Below are 21,200 nucleotides of genomic sequence, written 5' to 3' on the forward strand. Positions count from 1 at the left end.
ATGCGCCGGGGCGCCTTGTCCGCCTGAAAGCCCTTCTTTAGCTTTGCGCAAAACCAAGGATAAGGCAGGGGAAGCCTATGCCCGCCGCCGGGATTCCAGTCTGGGCGCTCTACGTCATAACCGTCGCGATCTGGGGCAGCTCCTGGTACGGGATCAAGGTCCAGCTCGGCGTGGTCGCGCCGACGGTATCGCTGTCCTATCGCTTCGCCCTGGCCGCGGCGATCCTCTGGCTGTTCTGCGCGGTCACGCGTCGCAGCCTGCGGTTTCCGGCGCGGAGCCACGTCTGGATGGCGCTGCAGGCGCTCTGTCTCTTCTGCGGCAATTACATCCTGTTCTATTACGCCGGCTTTCATGTGGTGAGCGGGCTGCTTGCGCTCTGCTTTTCCACCATCCCGCTGATGAATGTGTTCAACGCCGCTTTCTTCGTCGGCGAGCCGGTCGATCGCAATGTCATCCTGCCCAGCCTGATCAGCCTCGCCGGCCTGGTGCTGGTCTTCCTGCCGGAGTTCATGGAGAAGGGCCTCGGCTCCTCGCCGGTCATCGGCTTCGCCCTCTCGATGGTCGCGACCTATCTCGCCTCGCTCGGCAACGTGCTCTCGGTGAAGCTGAAGAACGTCAGCGTGCCGGTGGTGCAGGCCAACACCTGGGGCATGACCTACGGCGCGGCGTTCTGCGCCGTTGTCGCGCTCGCCCAGGGGGCGAGCTTCAACTACGACCCGCGCACGGAATATTCGGTGTCACTGGTTCTGCTTGCGGTCTTCGCCTCGGTGATCGGCTTCGGCACCTATCTCACCTTGGTGCAGCGGATCGGCGCCGGGCGCGCCGCATTCTCCTCTGTGCTGTTCCCGCTGGTGGCGCTTTCGATCTCGACCGTGGTCGAGGATCACCACTGGACCCCGCTGGCAGTCGCCGGCGTCGTGCTGGTACTCTCCGGCAATCTCATCCTGCTGCTGCGGCGCCGCGCTCCGGCACCCGCTGCTGAGCTCCAGAAAGGCCCTGCCCAATGAACACCACGCCCCGGTTCGACGCGCTGCCTTTTCAGCTGCGTCCGGAGATCAAGACCCTGCCGGATTCCGGCATCGTCGAGGTCTGGAAGATGGGCTTCACCGTGCCCGACGTGATCGGGCTCTGGGTGGGCGAGGGCGATCTGCCGACCACGCGCTTCATCTGCGACGCGGCTTCGAAGTCGCTCGAGGCCGGCGAGACCTATTACACCTACAAGGGCGGCATCCCGGAACTGCGCCAAGCGCTCTCGGCCTATTACAAGCGGCATTGGAAAGTCGACGTTTCCGAGCAGCGGATCATCGTCACCTCCAGCGGCATGAACGCGATGGTGCTGATCGTGCAGACGCTGTGCGGCGCCGGCGACAATGCGGTCTGCGTCTCGCCGTCCTGGCCGAACATCTTCGCCGCGATCCAGGTGATGGGGGCGGAGCCCCGCCAGGTGGCGCTGACCGGCGACGAGAAGGGCTGGCATCTCGACATGGAGAAGCTGTTCGCCGCCTGCGACGCGCGGACCAAGGCGATCTATCTCGCCTCGCCGGGCAATCCGACCGGCTGGGTGATGCCGGAGGAGCAACGCCGGGCGCTGCTGGATTTTGCCCGCAAGAAGCGGATCGCGATCATCGCCGACGAGGTCTATGGCCGCCTGATCTACGACGGCCGCACCGTCGCGCCGTCCTTCCTGGAGATCGCCGGGCCGGACGATCCGGTCTTCGTGGTCAACAGCTTCTCCAAGACCTGGGCGATGACGGGCTGGCGGGTCGGCTGGATCGTGGCCCCGCAGGCGATCACGCATAAGCTCGAGATGCTGATCGAATACAACACCTCCGGCGGCCAGACCTTCACCCAGCGCGCCTGTGTGGTCGCCCTGGAGCAGGGCGAGGAATGGGTGCAATGGATGATCGACCGCTGCCGCCAGAGCCGCGACGTGGTGATGAAGCGGGTGGCGCAGATGAACCGGGTCCAGGTCATCCCCGCCGAGGCCGCCTTCTATCTGATGCTGCGGGTCGAAGACATGGGTGACGCCACCGACTTCTGCAAACGCCTGGTGGTGGACGGTCGCGTCGGCCTCGCGCCCGGCACCGCTTTCGGCGCCGGGGGCGAGCAATATGTCCGGCTCTGCTATGCCCAGAGCCCGGAGCGAATCGGCCTGGCCATGGACCGGCTGGCCAAATTCCTGTCCGACCGCTGATCAGCAGGGGCCAGGGAGGCCCCGGGGGTTCACAAAATCGATATTCCTTCCAAGGGGTTCGGTCGGAAGTCTACCCAAGCCGGAAATCGCTATGCTAGTCTTCCCGCCTGGTTGGCCCGAACAAGCCGGACGCGCAAGTCCGGCAGCGGGGCGACTGAGGGAGCTCGGCCGCCCGTCGGCCGTATTACGAGAAGGGACAGACATGAAGAAGACCATCTTTGGCAGCCTGCTTGCGGGCGCCGTGCTTGCGTTGAGCGCGTTCACTGCCCAGGCGGAGGACAAGGTTTACAAGGTCGGCATGGACCAGACCGACTATCCGCCGTTCGCCACCAAGGACACCAGCGGCAAGTGGACCGGCTGGGAAGTCGAGCTGGCGATGGCGGTTTGCGAAGCCGCCAAGATCAAGTGCGAGCTCACCCCGACGGCCTGGGACGGCATCATCCCGGCGCTGCAGGAAGGCAAGATCGACTTCATCTTCGCCTCGATGACGATCAACGAGGACCGCAAGAAGCAGGTCAATTTCACGCACTTCTACTACGACTCGAAGACCATCATCATCGGCGCGAAGTCGGACACCACCAAGATCGACTTCGACAATCCGGATTCGGTGAAGGGCAAGGTGTTCGGCGCGCAGGACGCGACCATCCACTCGAAGTTCCTGCAGAGCCGTTTCGGCAAGACCGCCGAGATCAAGACCTATGACGGTCTCGACACCGCGCTCGCCGACCTCGCCGCCGGTCGCGTCGACTACGTGCAGGAAGGCCGCCTGACCACCGCCGACTTCATCAAGGCCAACCCGGACTTCGAAGAGAAGGTCGCCGTGCCAGAGGGCGACCCGATCATGGGCGAGGGCGTCGGCGCCGCCGTCCGCAAGGACGACCAGGCGACGCTCGACCTGCTCAACGCCGCGATCAAGGAAGTGGTCGTCAGCGGCAAGTACGACGAGCTCGTGAAGAAGTACCCGGTGCTCGTCGGCAATCTGGTCGAGCCGAAGTTTTGAGGGCCGACTGATCGACTGAACGGAAACCGCCCGGTCGCTGCGCCGGGCGGTTTTCTTCATTCCCGGCCGGCCGGTGTCTTGAGCGACCGGCCTCTCGTCGGGACGTAGTTTCTCGGGGACCGCCTATGCCCGAAGCGAAGTCTATCTGGCTGAGCCTTGCCTGGGGGGATGCAGGCTATGGGGACGAATTCTTCTACGGCGTCTGCATCACGCTGTTCATCTCCATTTCCGGCTATGCGATCGGCCTGGTCATCGGCATGTTCGGCGCCTGGGCCAAGCTCTGTCACGTCAAGTGGCTTAACCGCGCCGGCGACGTCTACACCACCGTCGTGCGGTCGGTGCCGGAACTGCTGCTGATCTTCATCATCTACTACACGGGCACATCGACGCTCACCGGCGTGCTGGTGGCGCTCCGTCTCGCCGATGCGGGGCTGGAGATCAACCCGTTCGTCGCGGTCATCTCGGCGCTGGGCCTGATCTACGGCGCCTATCTCACCGACGTGCTGCGCGGCGGCATCCAGGCGGTGCCGAAGGGACAGATCGAGGCGGCCAAGGCCTTCGGTATGCACGCGCCGAAGCGCTTCGTGCGCATCCTCTTTCCGCAGATGATCCGTTACGCCATCCCCGGCATGGGCAACCAGTTCCTGAACATCACCAAGGATAGTGCGCTGGTCAGCGTGGTCGCCGCGGTCGGCGAGCTGCTCTCGGTCGGACGCAGCGCCGCCAACTCGACCAAGCATTTCATCTTCTATTTCGGTGTGACGGCACTGCTCTTCCTCGCCATCTCGATCTGCTCGCTCTCGCTCTTCTACTTCCTCGAGAAGCGCGCCAATCGCGGCGTGCGGCGCGCGTAAGGGGGAAGGGCCATGAAGCTCGATGTCGTCTACATGATGACCGTGGTGATGCCGGCGCTGCTCTGGGCGCTGCCGATGACCCTGATCCTGACCATCTCTTCCGGCGTGATCGGCAACCTGCTGGCGGTGCCGGTGGCGCTGGCCAGGCTGTCGCCCAATCCGCTGCTGTGGGTGCCGGCCCGCCTGTTCATCCTGCTGATGCGCGGGACGCCGCTCGCGGTCCAGCTCTACTTCGTCTATTACGGCCTCGGCCAGCTCTTCCCCGGCTGGGTGATGCGCGAGTTCAGTTTCCTGCGCGACGGCATCTGGTACGCGATCTTCGCCTTCAGCATCAACACCGCGGGTTATTCCGGCGAGATCCTGCGCGGGGCCATCATGGCGGTGCCGCATGGCGAGATCGAAGCCGCGCGCGCCTTTGGCATGAACCGGTGGAAGGTCTTCACCCGGATCACCCTGCCGCGCGCGGTGCGGATCTGCCTCCCGACGATGAGCACGGAAACCATCCTGTTGGTCAAGGCGACCTCGCTCGCCTCCCTGGTCACGGTCAACGAAGTCATGCGCACCGCGACGTCGATCCGCATCGATACCTTCCGCGTCTACGACACGCTGCTGGCCGCGGCCATCGTCTACTTCTGCCTGATCTACGGCCTGACCCGCGTGCTGAACTGGCTGGAGCGAAAGCTGAACAAGGATCGCATGCCGGTTTCATCGATCATGGCGAAGCCCGCAGCGGCCTGATTCTTCAGCACAAGATGACTCACCGGACCAGAGTCCTCGCCGCGATCGCGGCCGTCGTCGTCCTCGCGGGCGGATACACCGCTTATTGGTTCATTGTGGCTGGCCAGCTGGAAAAGGGCATCGACGACTGGGTCGACTTCCAGCGACAACGGGGTGTGACGGTCGCGTTCGAGCGGACGCCGGTCGGCGGCTTTCCGCTCGCCTTCCGCACGACCTTCAGCAACCCGCATATCGCCGGCGCAATTGCGGGGCAGAGCTTCGATTGGCGTGGGCCTGATGTGATGGGCAGCATTTCGCCCATCGACTTGCACGCGATGTCCTTCGCCGGCTCCGGCCATCACAGCCTCGACCTCGGCGCCGGCCCGGCGACGGTGGATGCACAGGATCTCACGCTGCGCCTCAGCCTCGATGGCTTTGGGCAGGTCGCCGCGCTGGCGGCGAAGTTCGCCGATTTGAAAGTTGCTTTGCCGGACGGCAGGATCGTCACCGCTGCGTCTGGCGATGTATCGCTCGATGCCGGACCGCCGCCCAAGAGCGATAGTGACCCGCTGCTGCAGTTCGGCTTCAATGCCAAGGAGCTGAAGCTGCCGGACGACGTCGTCCTGCTGACTGCGGATCCGCTCGGCGAAGCGCGGCTAGACGGCACGGTCAAAGGCCCAATTCCGCCGGCTCCCTTGCGTGAAGCGCTGGCGGCCTGGCGCGATGCCGGCGGAACGGTGGAAGTGACGGATTTCGCGGCGGCGCAGGCAACGCTCTCCGTCTCCGGATCCGCGACCGTGGCGCTCGACGAGAATCTGCAGCCGATCGTCGCCGCCAGCCTGAAGGCGCGGGGCTTGAGCGAGACGCTCGACCTGCTGGCGAGCCAGCGCCGCATCTATCCCGAAGACGCGCTGAAGATGAAGCTCTTCGTCAAAGGCGCCGAGCGCGACACCAAGAACGGATACAAGGAGGTCGCGACCGGCCTTACCATCCAGGGCGGCTATCTCGCCTGGGGCCCGTTCAAGCTCGCCAAGCTGCCGCCGATCCAGTGGCCTTGAGGGTTACTGCCCTTCGCGCAGGCCTTTCACGAACTCGGGCAGGCCGACCTGCCGTTGGCGCTTCAAGCGCTCGGCGGTGAGGATCGCGCGCACCTGTGTGACGCTTTCCTCGATATTGTGGTTGACCACGATATAGTCGTACTCCGCCCAATGGCTCATCTCGTCGGCGGCCTTGGCCATGCGGCCGGCGACCACCTCGGCACTGTCCTGGGCGCGCGATTTCAGCCGCTGCTCGAGCTCGCGGGTCGAAGGCGGCAGGATGAATACGCTGACCAGATCATCGCGCGCGTTCTGCGCCACCTGCTGGGTGCCCTGCCAGTCGATGTCGAAGAGCACATCCTTGCCGGCGCGTAGGGCCTCGAAGACCGGGGTCTTCGGCGTGCCGTAGTAGTTGTCGAACACCTTGGCATGCTCCAAGAGCTCGCCGCGGTTGACCATCAAGCCGAACTCGGTCGGATCGATGAAATGATAGTCGACGCCCGCGGTCTCGCCGGGGCGCTTCTGCCGTGTGGTCGCTGAGACCGACATCGTCAGGTTGGGCTCGAGGCCCAATAGCTTGCGCGAGATCGTGGTCTTGCCTGCGCCCGAGGGCGAGGAGAGGACCAGCATAAGCCCGCGGCGCTTGACCTCGATGAAACCGGATGATGCCGGTGCGCTCATGCTCTCTCGCTCACTCGATGTTTTGAATCTGCTCGCGCAGCTGCTCGATCGCCGCTTTCAGGTCGATCCCGATGCCGGTGAGGCCGATGTCCGCGCTCTTTGAGCAGAGCGTGTTGGCCTCGCGGTTGAATTCCTGGCAAAGGAAGTCGAGCTTGCGCCCGACCGCGCCGCCCTTGGCGATGAGCTCGCGGGCCGCGGCGATATGGGCGGCCAGCCGGTCCAGCTCCTCGCGGACGTCCGCCTTGCCGGCCAGCACTGCCGCCTCTTGCGCCAGGCGCTCCTCGTTCAAGGGAGTGAGACCCTGCAGCAATTCGGCGAACTGCTTCTCCAGCTTCTGCCGGATTGCCAGCGGCTGGGCGCCGGCGCTGGCGGCTGCCGCCCGGCACAGCCGCTCGATTTCGTTCAAATGCGCGGCCGCCAGGTCGGCCAATCGCTTGCCCTCCACCTTGCGCATCTCGGCGAGGCCGTCGATCGCCTTGCCGAAACCGCGCTGCAAGGCTTCGCTGCGCCTGGCGGCTTCCGCCTCGTCGATCTGCGGCAGCTCGACGTCGAGCACGCCCTTCAAGGCGAGGATGCCGTCGAGCCGCGGCGGCTCGGCCGAGATCTTGCCGCCGAACTCGGCGATCACGCCCATGATCTGCTCCAGGGCCTCGCGGTTGATGGTGAGGCGGCCTTGCGAGGCGGCGTCATCGATGGTGAGCGTCACGGCCAGGTTGCCGCGCTTTACCGACTCCGCGGCGCGGGCCCGGATGAAGCCGTCGAGATGCTCGTAACCGGAGGGGAAGCGGCAGCGCACATCGAGATTGCGGCCGTTGACGCTCTTCAATTCCCAGGTCCAGCCGAAATCGCCCACCGCGCCCTCGGCGCGCGCGAAGCCGGTCATGCTGGCGATCGACAAACGATGTTCCCCCTTACCCGTGCGGCGGCTATCTTCGCCAAAGCGACGACTGAAGGCAAGCGAGGGCTCCCGTGACGCAATTCCAATCGATCCTGATCACAGGTGCCAGTTCCGGCATCGGCGCCGCGATCGCCGAGGAGTTCGCGGCGCCAGGCGTGACGCTGTTCCTGGGCGGCCGCTCGATCGAACGCCTGGCCGCCGTCTCGGAAGCCTGCCGCAAGCGCGGCGCCACGGTCGAGGCGACCGCGGTCGATGTCGTCAACCGCGCGCAGATGGAGGAATGGATCACCGGCGCGGACAGGAAGGTCCCGCTCGACCTGGTGATCGCCAATGCCGGCGTGTCGGGCGGCACGCTCCGCGGCATGGAGAAATACGAGAAGACCCGCGCCATCTTCGACACCAACATCGACGGCGTGCTGAACACCGTGTTCCCGGCACTGCCGGGGATGCGATCGCGCCGCCATGGCCAGATCGGCCTCATGGCCTCGCTCGCGGCCTATCGCGGCCTGCCCGGTGCGCCGGCCTATGGCGCGTCCAAGGCGGCGGTGCGGGTCTGGGGCGAATCGCTGCGCGGCAATCTCCGGAAGAAGAACGTGGGCGTCAGCGTGATCATGCCGGGCTTCATCAAGAGCCAGATGACGGCCGGCAACAAGTTTCCCATGCCGTTCCTGATGGAGGCCGATCGCGCCGCGCGAATCGTCCGGCGCGGCCTGGAGCGGAACAAGCCGCGGATCGCCTTTCCCTGGCCGATGGCCTGCCTTGCCTGGTTCATCGGCATTCTCTCGCCAGGGCTGATCGATCCCATACTCGACCGCCTGCCGAAGAAGGACTGATGGCGAGCGTGGGACCTGTTCTGCCCTCGGGTTTGACTCGGGCCGAAGCCGCTCAGCGACTGATCCGGTTTGGGCCCAATGTGCTTTCCGAGCCGGACCATCGCAATCTCGTGCGGATACTGATCGAGGTGCTGCGCGAACCGATGTTCCTGATGCTGGTCGTGGCGGCATTGCTTTACTTGATGCTCGGCGATCTTGGTGAGGGTGCACTGCTTGGCGGGTTTGCGGTGTTCAATCTCGGCTTGGTCGTCGCTCAGGAATGGCGGACAGAACGGGTTCTGGAGGCGCTCCGCGATCTCAGCAGTCCACGCGCATTGGTGATCCGTGATGGTGCCGAGCAGCGGGTGGCCGGGAGAGACGTGGTGCCGGGTGATATCATCGTCCTGGCCGAAGGCGATCGCGTTCCAGCCGATGCGGTGATCCTGGCCTGCGGTGACCTGCAGATCGATGAATCTCTGCTGACGGGCGAGGCCGTGCCGGTGCGCAAGCAGGCTGGTCCGGCGGAAGCACCGAGCATGCCGCCGGGTGGAGATGATCTTCCTTTTGCTTTTGCCGGAACGCTGGTGGTGAAGGGGCGTGGGGTCGCTGAGGTTCGCGCGACCGGCGCCAGCTCCGCTATCGGCAAGATCGGCGTGCGGCTGGCTGCGCTGGCACCGGAACCCACGTTGATACAGCGTGCAGCCGCTCGGCTGGCGAAGATTTTTGCCAGCTTCGCGCTAGGCGTTAGCGTGCTGGTGTTTGCGCTCTTCGTGTGGCTGCGTGGCGGTTGGCTGGACGGCATACTCGCGGGAATCACCGTCGCGATGACGCTGTTGCCGCAGGAAATTCCAGTTGTACTGGCCGTCTTCCTGGCGCTAGGGGCATTTCGTCTTTCGCGCCAGAAAGTGCTGACCCGTCGTGCCGCAGCCATCGAAAGTTTGGGAGCGGCATCAATCCTCTGCGTCGATAAGACTGGAACTCTCACCCAGAACCGCATGACGGTCGCCTGCCTCTACGCTGAAGGCCGGTTCCATGATGTTGGATCCGGCACGGCGGAACTCCCGGAACCCTTTCATGGCGTTACGGAGTTTGCAGTCCTAGCCAGCAATGAGCGGCCCCTGGATGCTATGGAACTCGCCATGCAGCGGTTGGGCGCGGAGGCGTTGAAGGGGACAGAGCATGTTCATCCGCATTGGCTGATGGTGCGGGAGTACGAACTGCAGCCGGGCTTTCTCGCAATGACTCGAGCTTGGGACGCCGACCCCGTGGATCCCAGTGACGGCTATGTCCTCGCTGCCAAGGGCGCGCCGGAGGCCATCGTCGACCTCTGCCACCTGCCGGAGGCGGCGCGGCGGACCATCGATGATGCGGTCCGCACCATGGCCGGTCGCGGACTGCGCGTTATCGCGGTTGCCCGCGGTCACACTATGCTGGAGACTCTGCCGAGCCTGCAGCACGATCTCGACTTCAATTTCGTCGGACTGGTCGGCCTCGCCGATCCGTTGCGGGCCGAAGCGGCGGCGGCGATCGCCGAGTGCCGCGCGGCCGGCATCGCCGTCGCCATGATCACCGGCGACTTCGCGGCAACCGCCACCGCAATCGGGCGGCAAGCCGGCCTGGAGCGCCCGGATCACGTCCTGACCGGGCCGGAACTCGCCAAGCTCGACGACCGCGCCCTCGCCGAACGGATTGCCGGGACCCGGATCTTCGCCCGCATCCTGCCGGAGCAGAAGCTGCGCCTGGTCGAGGCCTTCAAGGCGCGCGGCGACGTCGTCGCCATGACCGGGGACGGGGTGAACGACGCGCCCGCGCTCAAGGCGGCGCATATCGGCGTCGCCATGGGCGGCCGCGGCTCCGATGTGGCGCGCGAAGCCGCGTCGGTGGTGCTGCTCGACGACAATTTCGCGGCCCTGGTCGCGGCGGTGGCGCAGGGCCGGCGCATCTTCGACAATCTGCGCAAGGCGATGGTCTTCATCGTCGCGGTCCATGTGCCGATCGCCGGCCTGGCGTTGCTGCCGCTCGCCTTCGGCTGGCCCTTGCTGCTGTTCCCGGCCCATGTCGTGTTCCTGGAGATGCTGATCGACCCGGTCTGCTCGATCGTGCTGGAGGCGGAGTCGGCGGAAAGCGACTCGATGCGCCGTCCGCCGCGCCGTCGCGACGAGCCGATCCTCGCCCGGCGCGGCCTGCTCTGGGGCGTGGCGCAGGGTGCCGCTGCTCTGCTCGCCATCCTTTCGCTCTATGCCTGGTCGCTTGGACAAGGGATGTCCGGGGATGCCGCGCGCGGGCTGGCCTTCACCGCCTTGATCGCGGCGAACGTCTTTCTCGTTCTCGTCAACCGCGCCTGGGGCAGCGCGCCGTTCCGCGGCTTCCTGCGGCCGAACCCCGCGCTCTTCGCAGTGGTCGCCGCGGCGGCCGTGGCGCTGGGCCTGGTGCTCTATGTGCCGGTGCTGGAGCGGCTGTTCCACTTCGAAGCGCCGCAGCCCGGAATGCTCCTCCTGGCGCTCGGGATTGGCGCCGGGTCGGTGGCCTGGTTCGAGTTCCTGAAGCCGCTGCGCAGCGGCCGATAAGCAGCGTGGGCGTGCCGGGCGGGGAGGGAGGAAACGCCCGGCACGACCATCACGCGCGGGCGGTCAGGCGTTGGGCTTCACGCCCAGGTCCTTCAGCGCCTGCTGCAGATTCTTGATCCCGCTCGCCTGCTTGTTGGCGTTGCAGAGCGAGCCGCCCTTGGTGCGGAGCGACTTGGCGGCCGCGGCCTTGGCGGCGGTGCCATGGGTGGTGATCGCCTGGTCGAACTGCGCTTCCAGGGCGGAGCAGCGATCGGCCAGCTTCTGGCTCTGCTCGGTCGGCTTGGTCTTGGTCGTCGTCGCGGTGGAATCGGCCAGAGCCGCGGTGGAGAGCAGGATGGCGGCCAATCCGGCCGCGATGCCGGTGCGGATGATCATGGGTGGGTCTCCTCAAGTTGCTGTCGAATCCGGTCCGGGTCGCAAATTTGCCCGGGTCGGATGCCGCATCAGGCCACAACAGGGTAACGCCGGAATGTCAGCAAGCACGCGTTCTGCAACCGATGTTGACGCGGCGCTGCATCTGTTACGCGGCGTTACCCTTTGATCCTTTGCTGTCGTGTTCGATCAGGCCGCCGGCTTGGCGCCGAGGAGATGAACCGCCCGCTCCAGCTTCATCACGCCGACGTCGCTGTTGTTGGATTCGCAGGCATTGACGCCCTGGGCATGCAGGCCTTCGGCCTTGTCCGCCTTCGGCGCGCTCAGCTTGCCTTCGATGACGCTGTCGTACTGGCTCTCCAGCGTCGCGCACTTGGCGGACATTTCCTCGCGATTGCTCGGATGATTCGTCTCATGCGGGTTGGCGGCGGCGAAAGCTGCGGTCGACAGCGCGGAAGTGGCGGCGATCGCCATCAGAATGGTGCGAAAATTCATGATCAGGCTCCTTTTGATTCTTCCCGAGAAGGGTGCACGGTGATCGTGCGCTTGCCGGATGGCGCACCATTGCGCGATCCGATAGCGATGAGTTGGGGCGCCGGGATGGAAGCTGAAGATCGCTGCTGCGGGCTTTGGTAACCATCGGCAACCGGGCCTGCGCGGGTTACCGGTCGTTACCCGATTTGTGCTTTCGCCGGCGTTGCCTGTAATCTGCGCGGCATGATGCTTGGCGTTGACGACGCGCTTGCGACAGAGGACATGAAGGAAGCTGAGCTCTGGCTTGCCGACGCGTTCGCCTTGCGTGGAACACTGGAGCCGTTGCCCGGCGGGCAGGACCGGAACTTCAAGGTCACGGCCGCCGATGGCAGCCGCTATTTCTTCAAGATTCACCCGGCGGCGCAGGATCCGCGTGCCGAACTCCAGGCTGCCGCCCTGCATCACCTGGAGCAGCATGCGCCGGGACTGCCGCTGCCGCGGTTGTTCCTGGGGCGTGGCGGCACGCCGCTCGCCGTCGTGCGGGATGCGGCGGGGCGGGACCGGCTGCTGCGGCTGACCACTTGGCTCGACGGCAAGGTCTGGGGCGAAGCAGCGCAGCCTGGGCCACAATCCGCGGCCTCGCTCGGCCGCCTGCTGGCGCGGCTCGATCGCAGTCTCGCCGCTTTCCATCATCCGGCGGCGACGCAGCCGCACGCCTGGGACCTCGCCAACGCCGCCGCGCGGCGCGACGACGCGGCGCTGATTGCCGCGCCGGAACGCCGGGCCGTTGCGCAGGAGGTCCTGCACCGCTTCGTGCTCGAGGTGGCACCCCGCTTGAGCCCCATGTCGCGGCAAGTGATCCACGGCGATGCCAATGACCGCAACATCCTGCTCGATCGCGACGGCCTGGTCTCCGGCCTGATCGATTTCGGCGAAATGGTCGAGACCTGGCGGGTCAACGAGCTTGCGGTCGCCGCCGCCGCGGTCGCGGTCGGCACCGCCGATCCGATCGCCGCGATCCTGCCGCTGGTCGAGGCCTATTGCGCCGAGAACCCGATCGGCGCGCTCGAAGCGGACCTGCTGTTCGATCTCATTCTCACCCGATTTGCGGTCGAAATGGCGATGGCGGCGCGGCTATCCCGTGCCGAGCCGGAAGATGCCTGGACTGCGCTGACCGTTATGCGGGCGCTGAATCGGCCGCTCGCCGTCGCACGCCTGCGCCGTGCCGCCGGCCATGAGCCGGTGGCCGAGCGCCGTGCGATCGAGAGCTGGGTCCTGAAGCAGGGCGGCAGCTTCGGGCCGGTCCTGCCGGTGTCGCTGGAGAACCTGACCCTGTTGCCGCTCGGCGCCGATCGCGACGACACGCGCGGCCGCCCGTTCCGGGAAGCGCTGCAGGCTGCCTTGGCCGGTGTCGGAGGCACCGCCGTCGGCCGCTATGGCGAGGACCGGTCGATCTACGATGCAGATACGGGAAGCGAACGGCGCACGGTCCACCATGCGATCGACGTCTACGCGCCGGCGGGCACCCCGGTTCTGGCGCCTCTCCCAGGCCGGATCGCGATGATCGGCAACGACACCAGCCTGGATGGCTTCGGCGGCATCGTCGTGCTGGAGCATGAGCAGGGCACGCCGCATCGCTTCTGGACCTTCTACGGCCATCTCGCCCCGGCCAGTCTCGCGGACAAGGCCATCGGGGCGCCGGTGGAGCAGGGTGCGGCGCTGGGGGTGCTCGGCACGCCACAGGAGAACCGCAACTGGCCGCCGCACGTGCATATGCAGCTGATGACCGCGCTCTGCTTCGACCGTGCGGAGTCGATCATCGGTCTCTCGCTTCGCAGCGAGTGGGACCTCTGGGAGAGCATATTTCCCAATCCCAACGGCATCCTCGGCCTCCCTGTTGCGACCGCGGCCATCGTCGCGCGCGACCCGGAATCGCTGCGCCGCTTGCGTCGGCAAACGACCAGTCCGGCGCTCGGCCTCGCCTACGACGTGCCGCTGAAGATGGTGAAGGGAGCGGGCGCTTATCTGGTTGACGAAGACGGGCGCCGCTATCTCGACATGGTCAACAACGTCAGCCATGTCGGCCATGCTCATCCGCGCGTCGTCGAGGCGATCGCGCGTCAGGCGGCGCTTCTGAACACCAACACGCGCTACCTGCACGAAAACCTGGTCGAATACACAAGGCGGCTGACACAGCTGCTCCCGCCGGAGCTCTCGACCGTGTTCCTGGTGAATTCCGGCAGCGAGGCCAATGATCTGGCACTTCGGCTGGCCAAGGCTCATACCGGCGGCACCGAGGTGATGGTGCTGGACCATGCCTATCACGGCCATCTCTCTTCACTGATCGACATCAGCCCCAGGAAGTTCGACGGCAAGGGCGGTGCGGGCCGTCCGCGCCATGTCTGGGTCACCGAGATGCCGGATCTCTATCGCGGGCGCTTCCGCTATGGCGACGCCGATGCCGGCCCGCGCTATGCGGAAAAGATCGCGACTCTGCTTCGTGACATCAACGGCCTCAACCGCCGTCCAGCCGCGTTCTTCGTCGAGGCGATCCTCGGCTGCGGCGGCCAGCTGGTCTTGCCGGAAGGCTATCTCAAGGCCGCCTTCGAGGAGATCAGCGCCGCCGGCGGCATTTGCATCGTCGACGAGGTGCAGACCGGCTTCGGCCGCGTCGGCAGTCACTTCTGGGCCTTCGAGACCCAAGGCGTGGTCCCGGATATCGTCACCATGGGCAAGCCGATCGGCAACGGCCATCCGATGGGCGCCGTCGCCTGCCGGCCGGAGATCGCCGCCGCCTTCGCCAGCGGCATGGGATATTTCAACACCTTCGGCGGCAACCCGGTCTCCGCCGCGGCCGGCCTCGCGGTGCTCGACATCATCCGCGACGAACGCCTGATGCCGAAGGCGCAGGCGATGGGCCGCACCCTTCGCGACGGCCTCAGCAAACTGGCCGAGCGCCACGCTCTGATCGGCGACATCCGCGGCCTCGGCCTGTTCATCGGCGTCGAGCTGGTGCGCGACCGCGAGACCCTGGAACCCGCCGCGGACGAGGCGAAGGCCGTCGTCGAAGCGATGAAAGGCGAGGGCATCCTCCTGAGCACCGAGGGTCCGCACCGCAACGTGCTGAAGATCAAGCCGCCCCTGGTGATCGCGCAGGCGGATTGCGCCTTCTTCCTGGAGACGCTGGACCGCGTGCTGAGCCAAGTCGGCACCAGACCCGCGGGTCAAGCCCGCGGGTGACGGCAGTACTTTAGGCCGTCCTGCCCGGGCTTGACCCGGGCATCTCGCGCCGGTCGGAACTCAGACCGCTTCCGTCTTCACGCTGGTCAGCACGGTCTCGATGCCGACCTGGCTCCGGAGCTGGTTGGCGATGATCGCGCCGAGATCGGCGTCGAGGCCGGCGACTTGGAGGTCCACGGTCAGCTCGTCGGTGCCGGTCGCGACGCTGAACAGCTTCGACGGCACCATGCCGCGCTTGGCGAAGACTTCGATCAGGCGGGGCAGGGTCCCGGGATCGGCGACCGCCCGCACGGTGAGGCAGAAGGTCGGAACGGGATTCCGGCCGCTCGGATGACGCGGCAGGCTTTCAGGGGCACTCATTTTTAAGGAACTCCGAAGCTCAAGGTGATCGGGAAAAACCGGCCGTGTCCGGACGCTGCTCAGAGCGTCCGGCCGATAATTCGCGCAATCCCGAGCTTCGGCTGTGGATAAGTCATGGCATAACCCTAGGCGGCGCCACAGCGCTTGTCAAATCTGCACTTCGCGCCGTTTCCGACCGGGAATCCTGCTGCGCCCTGCGGGGAAATCCCCTAAACAAAGCCCCTGTCCAGGCGGACGGAACGAGTCGGGCAAGGGATGACGCAGAAGATCGGAGATGGAGCGCCGGGCGGACGGGGGAATATCCCGCTGCTGGCACTGGACGGCATCTCCAAGCGTTTCCCGATGACCGTCGCCAACGATGGCATCAGCCTTGCGATCCAGCCCGGCGAGATCCACGCCTTGCTCGGCGAGAACGGCGCCGGCAAATCCACCCTGGTGAAGATCATCTACGGCGTGCTGCATCCCGATGCCGGCGAGATCCGCTGGAACGGCGCGCGCATTTCGATCGCCAATCCGGCCGCCGCCCGGGCGCTCGGCATCGGCATGGTGTTCCAGCATTTCTCGGTGTTCGAGGCGCTGACCGTCGCCGAGAACATCGCGCTGGGCTTGAACGACAAGCAGCAGCGCAAGGGCCTGCGCGAGCGCATCGCCAAAGTCTCCGACGATTACGGGCTGAAGCTCGATCCCGAGGCGACCGTGCATCACCTCTCGGTCGGCGAGCGCCAGCGCGTGGAGATCGTGCGCTGCCTGCTGCAGAACCCGAAGCTGCTGATCATGGACGAGCCCACCTCGGTGCTGACACCGCAGGAGATCGAGCGGCTGTTCACGACCTTGCGCCGCTTGGCATCGGAAGGCTGCGCCATCCTCTATATCAGCCACAAGCTGGAGGAGATCCGCAGCCTCTGCGAGCGCGCCACGATTCTGCGCCAGGGCAAGGTGGTCGCCGAATGCGACCCGCGCCAGGAGACGGCGAAGCACCTGGCCGAGCTGATGATCGGCACCACCTTGCGGCCGCCCTATCATCTCCAGGAGGATTCTGCGGAGACCTCGCCGCCGCGGCTGGAAGTGGATCATCTCTCGGTCAAGAGCGACCGCGCCTTCGGGGTCGATCTCGACCAGATCTCCTTCACCGTTTCGGCGGGTGAAGTGCTCGGCATCGCCGGCATCGCCGGCAACGGCCAGACCGAGCTGATGGCCGCACTCTCCGGCGAGACGCCGGCCAATCGCGCCGAGGCGGTCATCCTCGACAGCAAACCCGTGGGCCTGCTGGGTCCGGCGGAGCGGCGCCAGCGCGGCGCCGGCTTCGTGCCGGAAGAGCGGCACGGCCATGGCGCGGTCAAGGACATGACCCTGGGCGAGAACGCGCTGCTCTCCGCCTACCGCACCAAGGGGCTGGTGCGCGGTGGCCTGGTCGACATGGGCAGCACCATGCGCTTCGCCGCGGAGATCATAAAAGGCTTCGCCGTGCGGAGCGATGGACCGGGGGCCGAAGCGCGCTCGCTTTCCGGCGGCAACCTGCAGCGCTTCATCGTCGGCCGCGAGATCATGCAGCAGCCGGGCGTTCTGGTCGTGGCCCAGCCGACCTGGGGCGTCGATGCCGGGGCCGCGGCCTCGATCCGACAGGCCTTGCTCGATCTCTCGGACCAGGGCGCCGCGGTCGTGGTGATATCGCAGGACCTCGACGAGCTGATGGAGATGGCGGACCATATCGCGGTCATCGCCAACGGCCGGCTCTCGGCCCCGCGCGCCGTGGGCGAAGTGACCGTCGCCGAACTGGGCCTGCTGATGGGCGGTATCGCGGCACAGCCGCAAGAGAGTCGCCATGCCGTTTCGGCTTGAGGCACGCGGCCGGCACTCGCCGCTCTGGACCTGGCTGTCGCCGGTGGTCGCGATCGCCCTAACCTTGTTCGTCTCAACCATGCTGTTCGCCGCCATGGGGCAGCCGGCGGGTGCCGCACTCTACACTTTCGTCGTGGCGCCGATCTCCAGCGTCAACGGCATCGCCGAGCTCGGGGTCAAGGCGGCGCCGCTGGTGCTGATCGGCGTCGGCCTGGCGATCGGCTTCCGCGCCAATGTCTGGAACATCGGCGCCGAGGGTCAGCTCATCCTCGGCGCGATCTTCGGCGGCGGCGTCGGGCTCTGGGCGGGTGATGACACCGACTTCTGGATCCTGCCGGCGATGATCCTCGGCGGCGCCCTCGGTGGCGCATTCTGGGCCGCGATCCCCGCACTGCTGAAGACTCGCTTCAATGCCAGCGAGATCCTGACCAGCCTGATGCTGACCTATGTGGCGCAACTGCTGCTGATCTATCTCGTGGTCGGCCCCTGGAAGGATCCCGAGGGCTACGGCTTCCCGCAGACCCGCCTGTTCGGCGAAGGCGCCACCATGCCGATTCTGATCTCCGGCACCCGGGTCCATCTCGGCGTACTCGCGGCGGTCATCGCGGTCGGAATCTGCTGGCTCATCCATGCCAAGACCTTGCTCGGCTTCCAGCTCCGCGTGCTGGGCCAGGCGCCGCGCGCGGCGGCCTACGCGGGCTTCAGCGGCGAGGGCCTCACCTGGTTTGCGTTGTTGCTGGGCGGCGCGCTCGCGGGCCTTGCCGGCGTGTTCGAGGTGGCGGGGCCGATCGGCCAACTCACGCCCTCGATCTCGCCGGGTTACGGTTTCACCGCGATTATCGTCGCGTTTCTCGGCCGCCTCAATCCGGTGGGCGTGCTGTTGGGCGGCATCGTGCTCGCGCTCTCCTACCTCGGCGGTGAGCAGGCACAGATTGCGCTGGGCCTCCCGAAGGCGATCACCGGCATCTACCAGGGCGTGCTGCTGTTCTTCCTGCTAGGTGCCGACCTGCTGGTGCATTACCGGATCAGGCTGGTGAAGCGCGTGCCGGCAGGAGGTGCCGCGTGAACGGGGTCGAGCTCTTCACCTCGGTCGCCCTGTCGGTGATCTCGGCTTCGACGCCGCTGCTGCTCGCCGCGACCGGCGAGCTGGTCACGGAGAAATCCGGCGTCCTCAACCTCGGCGTCGAGGGCATGATGCTGGTCGGCGCCGTCATCGGCTTCGCCGTCACCCTGGGGACCGGCAGCGCCGTGCTCGGCATCTGCGCGGCGGCGCTGGCGGGGGCGGCGATGGCGCTGGTCTTCGCCGTGCTGACGCTGACGCTGCTCACCAACCAGGTCGCGACCGGCCTGGCGCTCACGATCTTCGGGATCGGGCTTTCGGCCTTGATCGGCGCCGGCTATGTCGGCCAGCCGCTGCAGCCCTTGCCGAAGCTCGACATCCCCGGCCTCTCCACGATCCCGCTCCTGGGGCCGATCCTGTTCGGCCAGGATTTCCTCGTCTATCTCTCCTTCGCGGCGCTGATCGGTGTCTCCTGGTTCTTGCGGAAAAGCCATGCCGGCCTCGTGCTGCGCGCGGTAGGCGATTCCCATGATGCGGCGCATGCGATCGGCTACGGCGTCATCAAGGTGCGCTATCTCGCGACCCTGTTCGGCGGCGCGATGTGCGGCATTGCCGGGGCCTATTTCTCGCTCGCCTATACGCCGATGTGGGCGGAGAACATGACTTCGGGCCGTGGCTGGATCGCCCTGGCGCTGGTGGTGTTCGCCGCCTGGCGGCCGGCGCGGCTGCTGCTCGGCGCCTATCTCTTCGGCGGAATCACCATCCTGCAGCTCCACATCCAGGGCTTCGGGATCGCCATCCCCTCGCAATTCGTGTCGATGCTGCCTTACCTTGCCACCATCGTCGTGCTGGTGGCGATTTCCAGCGACCGGACCCGCGTGCGCCTGAACACGCCCGCCTGTCTCGGCCGTGCTTTCAACGCTGCTGGGTAACTTCAAGAAAACATCTGAGACCAAGGAGGCTTTGAGATGCAGATGAAACGCAGAACTTTCGCCAAGTCGTTGGTCGCCGGCGCCGGCCTGATTGCCGCACCGCGATTGATCACCAGCGCCCGCGCCGCCGATCCGTTCAAGGCGGCCTGGATCTATGTCGGTCCGGTCGGCGATTTCGGCTGGTCCTATCAGCACGATGTCGGCCGCAAGGCGGTCGAGGCGGCGCTGGGCGACCAGGTCAAGACCACCTATGTCGAGAGCGTGCCGGAAGGGGCCGATGCCGAGCGCGTGCTGCGCGACCTCGCCACCGCCGGCAACAAGATCATCTTCGCGACCTCGTTCGGCTTCTGGCAGCCGGCGCTGAAAGTCGCGAAGCAGTTCGCCGATGTGAAGTTCGAGCACGCGACCGGCTACAAGCGCGCCGACAATCTCGCGACCTACAACATCCGCTTCTATGAGGGCCGCTACATTCAGGGCGTCATCGCCGGCAAGATGTCGAAGTCGGGCATCGTCGGCTATATCGGCTCGGTGCCGATCCCGGAAGTGATCATGGGCATGAACGCCTTCATCGCCGGCATGCGCACGATCAATCCCAAGGCGACGCTGAAGATGGTGATGATCAACGCCTGGTACGACCCCGGCAAGGAAGCCGATGCCGCCAAGGCGCTGCTCGACCAGGGCGCCGACATCATCGCGCAGCACACCGACTCTCCGGCGCCGCTGCAGACCGCGCATGACCGCGGCGTCCAGGGCTTCGGCCAGGCCTCGGACATGATCAAGTTCGCGCCGACCACCCAGCTCACCTCCTCGGTCGATCACTGGGACGACTACTATGTCGAGCGCGTGAAGGCGGCGATGGACGGTTCCTGGAAATCCGGTGACGTCTGGGGCGGCTTGAAGTCGGGCATGCTGAAGATGGCGCCCTACACCAACATGCCGGACGACGTGAAGGCCTTGGCCGAGAAGACCGAGGAAGGCATCAAGAGCGGCCAGACCATGATCTTCATGGGCCCGATGAAAGCCCAGGACGGCTCGGTGAAGATCGCCGACGGCCAGATGCTCGACGACGGCGCCATCGCCGGCATGGACTGGCTGGCCGAAGGCGTCGAAGGCCAGCTGCCGAAGTAGTATTACCGTGCCGCAGACAGCAGGTTTGCGGCATCCCCACCCAGCCCTTCCCCGAAGCCTCGCTGACGGGGGAGGGCTTTTCTTTTTCGTGCGGCAGGCGCAGCCAGAAGATGACGCCTTGATCTTGGGGATGTCGGTGTGGCGTCTCTAGGCCGAAGCGCCCTCAGGCGTCGGAAGCCGCGTCGGACAAGCGGCGGATGATCTGCGCCACCGGCGCGGAAATCTCCGGCGGCTCCTTGACGATATCCTCGGGGTCGCTGCGCTCGAGACTGGTCAGTTCGACCAGGGCTTCGGGATCGGGCTGCGGCTCGGCTGGTTTCGCGCGCGGGGTCTGGATGCGGCCCTGGACGGTCTGTGCAGGCACCGCCTGCGCGGGCGCCGCCTGCGGCTGCACCAGGACCGGGCGCGCGGGCGGCGGCGGCGCGGCCGGAGTCTCCGGCGCGGCATTGAGGATCTGTTTGGCGGCGCTCGATCCGGTTTCGGTCAGCAGGCTGCGCACGCCGCGCTCCAGGCGGAGCATCGCCTCGCGGAGCGGCGTGTTGTTGCGGCCCTCGACCAGCTCCAGCAAGGTCATCACCATGGTGCGGAGCTGCTCGTTCTGGCTCTCCAACCGGGCAATGTCGGTTTCCTTGCCGGCGAGCTCGACTTCCTGGCGCGAGATCGTATTGCGGGCATCGTCGAGTTCGGTCTCCAGCGAGGCCGAGCGGATGCGGGCGGCCTTCAGGTCCTCGGCCTGGCGGGAGAGGGCGCCTTCGACGATCCGCACCAGGTCGTCGAGCCTGAGCCCGTACTTGCGCTGGTCGGCTTCGGCGCCGCCCAGACGCTCGCGGGCGGCTTCGACCCGTGACTGAAGTTGTGCCAGATCGTCCATCGGACCCTCGTCGGAACGGTAGGTTTAGCTTCCGCGGTCTTGGTTAATTCTGCGTTAAGACCGGTCGCCAAGTCCTTCTTTAAGGCTGGAACCGCGGCAGCAAGGAGTCAAGCGCCCCCACGTACGTCACCCGCGGGCTTGACCCGCGGGTCTGGTGCCGTCGG

At 66.3% G+C, this 21,200-nt stretch carries 19 protein-coding genes; 13 read left to right on the forward strand and 6 right to left on the reverse strand.

The annotated features are described in order from the left end of the window. The first annotated feature begins 77 nt into the window (after positions 1–77). The 6 genes from ACYQ4T_RS04465 (at position 78) to ACYQ4T_RS04490 (ending at position 5,823) form a co-directional block, all read left to right on the forward strand. Positions 78–1,007, forward strand: coding sequence for a DMT family transporter (locus tag ACYQ4T_RS04465; protein WP_459851075.1), 930 nt, complete (start codon positions 78–80; stop codon positions 1,005–1,007). Beyond that, the gene (locus ACYQ4T_RS04470; protein ID WP_459851076.1) at positions 1,004–2,194 is read left to right on the forward strand and encodes a pyridoxal phosphate-dependent aminotransferase; all 1,191 of its coding nucleotides are present in this window, start codon (positions 1,004–1,006) and stop codon (positions 2,192–2,194) included. Before ACYQ4T_RS04465 ends, ACYQ4T_RS04470 begins: the two co-directional genes overlap by 4 nt. 202 nt (positions 2,195–2,396) lie before the next feature. Further along, positions 2,397–3,194 (forward strand): transporter substrate-binding domain-containing protein, encoded by a 798-nt coding sequence (locus ACYQ4T_RS04475; protein ID WP_459851077.1) that lies wholly within the window; start codon positions 2,397–2,399, stop codon positions 3,192–3,194. A gap of 125 nt (positions 3,195–3,319) precedes the next feature. After that, on the forward strand, positions 3,320–4,048 hold the full coding sequence (locus ACYQ4T_RS04480) for an ABC transporter permease (RefSeq protein ID WP_459851078.1): 729 nt from the start codon (positions 3,320–3,322) through the stop codon (positions 4,046–4,048). A 12-nt stretch (positions 4,049–4,060) separates the two neighbouring features. Continuing rightward, positions 4,061–4,786, forward strand: a complete 726-nt coding sequence (locus ACYQ4T_RS04485; RefSeq protein WP_459851079.1) for an ABC transporter permease — start codon at positions 4,061–4,063, stop codon at positions 4,784–4,786. Between the two features lie 14 nt (positions 4,787–4,800). After that, positions 4,801–5,823, forward strand: coding sequence for a DUF2125 domain-containing protein (locus ACYQ4T_RS04490; protein WP_459851080.1), 1,023 nt, complete (start codon positions 4,801–4,803; stop codon positions 5,821–5,823). 3 nt (positions 5,824–5,826) lie between these two features. On the opposite strand, the gene gmk is transcribed toward ACYQ4T_RS04490, so the two are convergent. Together gmk and ACYQ4T_RS04500 are read right to left on the reverse strand one after the other, a co-directional pair. Next, positions 5,827–6,483 carry a guanylate kinase gene (gmk, locus tag ACYQ4T_RS04495; RefSeq protein ID WP_459851081.1) on the reverse strand — a complete coding sequence of 219 codons (657 nt, stop codon included), beginning with the start codon at positions 6,481–6,483 and terminating at the stop codon, positions 5,827–5,829. 10 nt (positions 6,484–6,493) lie between these two features. Next, positions 6,494–7,381, reverse strand: a complete 888-nt coding sequence (locus ACYQ4T_RS04500; RefSeq protein WP_459851082.1) for a YicC/YloC family endoribonuclease — start codon at positions 7,379–7,381, stop codon at positions 6,494–6,496. Positions 7,382–7,452: 71 nt separating this feature from the next. Between ACYQ4T_RS04500 and ACYQ4T_RS04505 the strand changes: the two genes are divergently transcribed. Together ACYQ4T_RS04505 and ACYQ4T_RS04510 are read left to right on the forward strand one after the other, a co-directional pair. Beyond that, complete coding sequence (locus tag ACYQ4T_RS04505; RefSeq protein WP_459851083.1) at positions 7,453–8,214, forward strand: SDR family NAD(P)-dependent oxidoreductase; 762 nt, start codon at positions 7,453–7,455, stop codon at positions 8,212–8,214. Next, positions 8,214–10,760: a cation-translocating P-type ATPase gene (locus ACYQ4T_RS04510; protein ID WP_459851084.1), complete on the forward strand. Its 2,547-nt coding sequence runs from the start codon at positions 8,214–8,216 to the stop codon at positions 10,758–10,760. The genes ACYQ4T_RS04505 and ACYQ4T_RS04510 overlap by 1 nt, the downstream gene beginning before the upstream one ends. A gap of 63 nt (positions 10,761–10,823) precedes the next feature. Here the strand turns inward: ACYQ4T_RS04510 and ACYQ4T_RS04515 are convergent, their stop codons facing one another. Both ACYQ4T_RS04515 and ACYQ4T_RS04520 read right to left on the reverse strand, forming a co-directional pair. Further along, the gene (locus tag ACYQ4T_RS04515; protein WP_459851085.1) at positions 10,824–11,135 is read right to left on the reverse strand and encodes a hypothetical protein; all 312 of its coding nucleotides are present in this window, start codon (positions 11,133–11,135) and stop codon (positions 10,824–10,826) included. A 186-nt stretch (positions 11,136–11,321) separates the two neighbouring features. Further along, complete coding sequence (locus tag ACYQ4T_RS04520; protein WP_459851086.1) at positions 11,322–11,627, reverse strand: hypothetical protein; 306 nt, start codon at positions 11,625–11,627, stop codon at positions 11,322–11,324. Between the two features lie 261 nt (positions 11,628–11,888). Between ACYQ4T_RS04520 and ACYQ4T_RS04525 the strand changes: the two genes are divergently transcribed. Then, a complete protein-coding gene (locus ACYQ4T_RS04525) occupies positions 11,889–14,846 on the forward strand; it encodes an aminotransferase class III-fold pyridoxal phosphate-dependent enzyme (protein ID WP_459851087.1) in 2,958 nt (985 codons plus the stop codon). 60 nt (positions 14,847–14,906) lie between these two features. On the opposite strand, the gene ACYQ4T_RS04530 is transcribed toward ACYQ4T_RS04525, so the two are convergent. Next, positions 14,907–15,206: a hypothetical protein gene (locus tag ACYQ4T_RS04530; RefSeq protein WP_459851088.1), complete on the reverse strand. Its 300-nt coding sequence runs from the start codon at positions 15,204–15,206 to the stop codon at positions 14,907–14,909. Positions 15,207–15,461: 255 nt separating this feature from the next. Between ACYQ4T_RS04530 and ACYQ4T_RS04535 the strand changes: the two genes are divergently transcribed. The 4 genes from ACYQ4T_RS04535 to ACYQ4T_RS04550 are packed head-to-tail and all read left to right on the forward strand — an operon-like array spanning position 15,462 to position 20,165. Further along, positions 15,462–17,045: an ABC transporter ATP-binding protein gene (locus ACYQ4T_RS04535; RefSeq protein ID WP_459851089.1), complete on the forward strand. Its 1,584-nt coding sequence runs from the start codon at positions 15,462–15,464 to the stop codon at positions 17,043–17,045. Then, positions 17,029–18,111, forward strand: coding sequence for an ABC transporter permease (locus tag ACYQ4T_RS04540; protein WP_459851090.1), 1,083 nt, complete (start codon positions 17,029–17,031; stop codon positions 18,109–18,111). Before ACYQ4T_RS04535 ends, ACYQ4T_RS04540 begins: the two co-directional genes overlap by 17 nt. Further along, positions 18,108–19,037, forward strand: coding sequence for an ABC transporter permease (locus ACYQ4T_RS04545; RefSeq protein ID WP_459851091.1), 930 nt, complete (start codon positions 18,108–18,110; stop codon positions 19,035–19,037). The genes ACYQ4T_RS04540 and ACYQ4T_RS04545 overlap by 4 nt, the downstream gene beginning before the upstream one ends. Before the next feature lie 42 nt (positions 19,038–19,079). Continuing rightward, positions 19,080–20,165 (forward strand): BMP family ABC transporter substrate-binding protein, encoded by a 1,086-nt coding sequence (locus tag ACYQ4T_RS04550; protein ID WP_459851092.1) that lies wholly within the window; start codon positions 19,080–19,082, stop codon positions 20,163–20,165. A gap of 163 nt (positions 20,166–20,328) precedes the next feature. Here the strand turns inward: ACYQ4T_RS04550 and ACYQ4T_RS04555 are convergent, their stop codons facing one another. Next, on the reverse strand, positions 20,329–21,036 hold the full coding sequence (locus tag ACYQ4T_RS04555) for a hypothetical protein (RefSeq protein WP_459851093.1): 708 nt from the start codon (positions 21,034–21,036) through the stop codon (positions 20,329–20,331). Positions 21,037–21,200: the final 164 nt, after the last annotated feature.

The sequence above is a fragment of the Dongia sp. agr-C8 genome, assembly GCF_054658695.1.